This is a genomic window from Kineococcus siccus (genome assembly GCF_009906795.1).
In the GTDB taxonomy this organism is placed as follows: domain Bacteria; phylum Actinomycetota; class Actinomycetes; order Actinomycetales; family Kineococcaceae; genus Kineococcus; species Kineococcus siccus.
Genome location: NZ_JAAALN010000362.1, coordinates 1 through 2,047, shown reverse-complemented (window position 1 = coordinate 2,047; position 2,047 = coordinate 1). Strand labels below are relative to the sequence as shown.

General features: G+C 75.3%; 2 protein-coding genes. Both read left to right on the top strand.

Annotated features, from left to right (window positions below; translation table 11 throughout):
* Positions 1-37 precede the first annotated feature (37 nt).
* A complete protein-coding gene (locus GTR02_RS21415) occupies positions 38-1,078 on the top strand; it encodes a TIGR03842 family LLM class F420-dependent oxidoreductase (RefSeq protein ID WP_166609489.1) in 1,041 nt (346 codons plus the stop codon).
* A 25-nt stretch (positions 1,079-1,103) separates the two neighbouring features.
* Positions 1,104-2,047 (top strand): ABC transporter permease subunit (locus GTR02_RS24790; RefSeq protein ID WP_205709780.1); only part of this gene is annotated, 944 nt, incomplete at its 3' end.

Sequence of the window (2,047 nt, the reverse complement as noted above, 5' to 3'; positions counted from 1 at the left end):
CCCCCCCGCTGAACCCCGACCAGAGAGGAGATCGACCGTGGACTTCGGCGTCGTCCTGCAGACCACTCCCCCGGCCGCCCGGGTGATCGACCTCGCGCGGCAGGCGGAGAACTTCGGGTTCAGCCACGTCTGGACCTTCGACTCCCACGTGCTGTGGGAGGAGCCCTACGTCATCCACTCCGCGATCCTGCAGGCCACCCGCAAGGTCGTCGTGGGGCCGATGGTGACGAACCCCGCGACGCGGGAGTGGTCGGTGACCGCGTCGACGTACGCGACGCTCAACGAGATGTACGGCCCCCGCACCATCTGCGGGATCGGCCGCGGCGACTCGGCCGTCCGGACCCTCGCCGGCAAGCCGACCACGCTCGCCACGCTGCGCGAGAGCGTCCACGTCATCCGCGAGCTCGCCAACGGCCGCGCCGTCGAGCACCGCGGCCAGACCGTGCGGCTGCCGTGGGCGCCCGAGACGGGCCCGCGCGACCGCACCGAGGTCTGGGTCGCGGCGTACGGCCCGAAGGCGCTGCAGCTCACCGGGGAGGTCGCCGACGGGTTCATCCTCCAGCTCGCCGACCCCGACATCGCGGCCTGGACGATCCGCAGCGTCCGCGAGGCCGCGGAGCGCGCCGGCCGGGACCCGGCCGAGGTGAAGATCTGCGTGGCCGCCCCGGCCTACGTGGGCGACGACTCCTCCGCGTCGATGGCGCACCAGCGCGAGCAGTGCCGGTGGTTCGGCGGCATGGTCGGCAACCACGTGGCCGACATCGTCGCGCGCTACGGGGCGGACGGCGGCGTCCCCGCGGCCCTCACCGACTACATCGCGGGCCGCGAGAGCTACGACTACAACGAGCACGGCCGCGCGGGGAACTCCCACGTCGCCTTCGTGCCCGACGAGATCGTCGACCGGTTCTGCCTGCTCGGGCCGGCGTCCGCCCACGTCGCGAGGCTGCGCGAGCTCGAGGCGCTGGGCGTCGACCAGTTCGCGGTGTACCTCCAGCACGACGCCAAGGAGCAGACGCTGCAGGCCTACGCCGACCACGTCCTGCCCGCGCTCGCGACCACCGCGACGGCCGTCTCGTGACGCCGCCCCCGCCGGGCGTGCCCACGTGAGCGAACTCCTCGCCACCCAGATCGCCGTCTCGGCCCCGGCCCCCGCGGGCGAGGGGGGATCACGCGTCCGCAGCGCCCTGCGGCGCACCGCGATGGCCCTGCTGGGTGTGCTGGTCCTGCTCGCCCTCTGGGAGCTCTACCGGGCGCTCGGGCCGCAGGCCGGGGTGGAGGTCGGCGGGCAGCGCGTCCTGCCGCGCGCCGACCCCCGGTCCATGCCCGGCGTCCTCGACGTCCTGCGCACCGTCGGCGAGCCCGAGGTCGCGGTGCCCGGGTCCCGCACCGTCGGCGTCGCCGTGCTCGCCTCCGCGGGGGGGACGCTGCGGATGGCCCTCGGAGGCTGGCTGCTCGGGGCCGTCGTCGGCATCGCCCTCGCCGTGCCGATGCAGCGGTTCCGCCTCGTCGAGCGCGGCCTGCTGCCCTACGTCGTCCTGAGCCAGACCGTGCCGATCATCGCGATCGCCCCGCTCATCTCGGGCTGGGGCGGGCGCCTGCAGCTGACGCCGACCCTGTCGTGGCAGCCGTGGATGTCGGTCGTCGTCATCTCCGCCTACCTCGCGTTCTGCCCCGTCGCCCTCGGCATGCTGCGCGGGCTGCAGGCACCGTCTGCGGCGTCGGCGGAGCTGTTCACGAGCTTCGCCGCGACGTCGCGCCAGACGCTGCTGCGGCTGCGGGTCCCCGCGAGCCTGCCGTTCCTCGTGCCCGCGCTGCGCCTGGCCGCCGCGCAGGCCGTCGTCGGCTCGATCGTCGCGGAGATCTCGACGGGCACCCGGGGCGGGATCGGGCGCCTGCTCCTGCAGTACGCGCAGCAGGCGACGTCCTCCCCCGGCCGGCTCTACGCGGCGATCCTCGGCGCGGCGCTGCTCGGTCTCGCCGCCGCCGCCCTCGTCGGCCTGCTCGACGTCGTCGCGCTGCGGCCCGGGCGCGCGCGCCGCCCCACCCC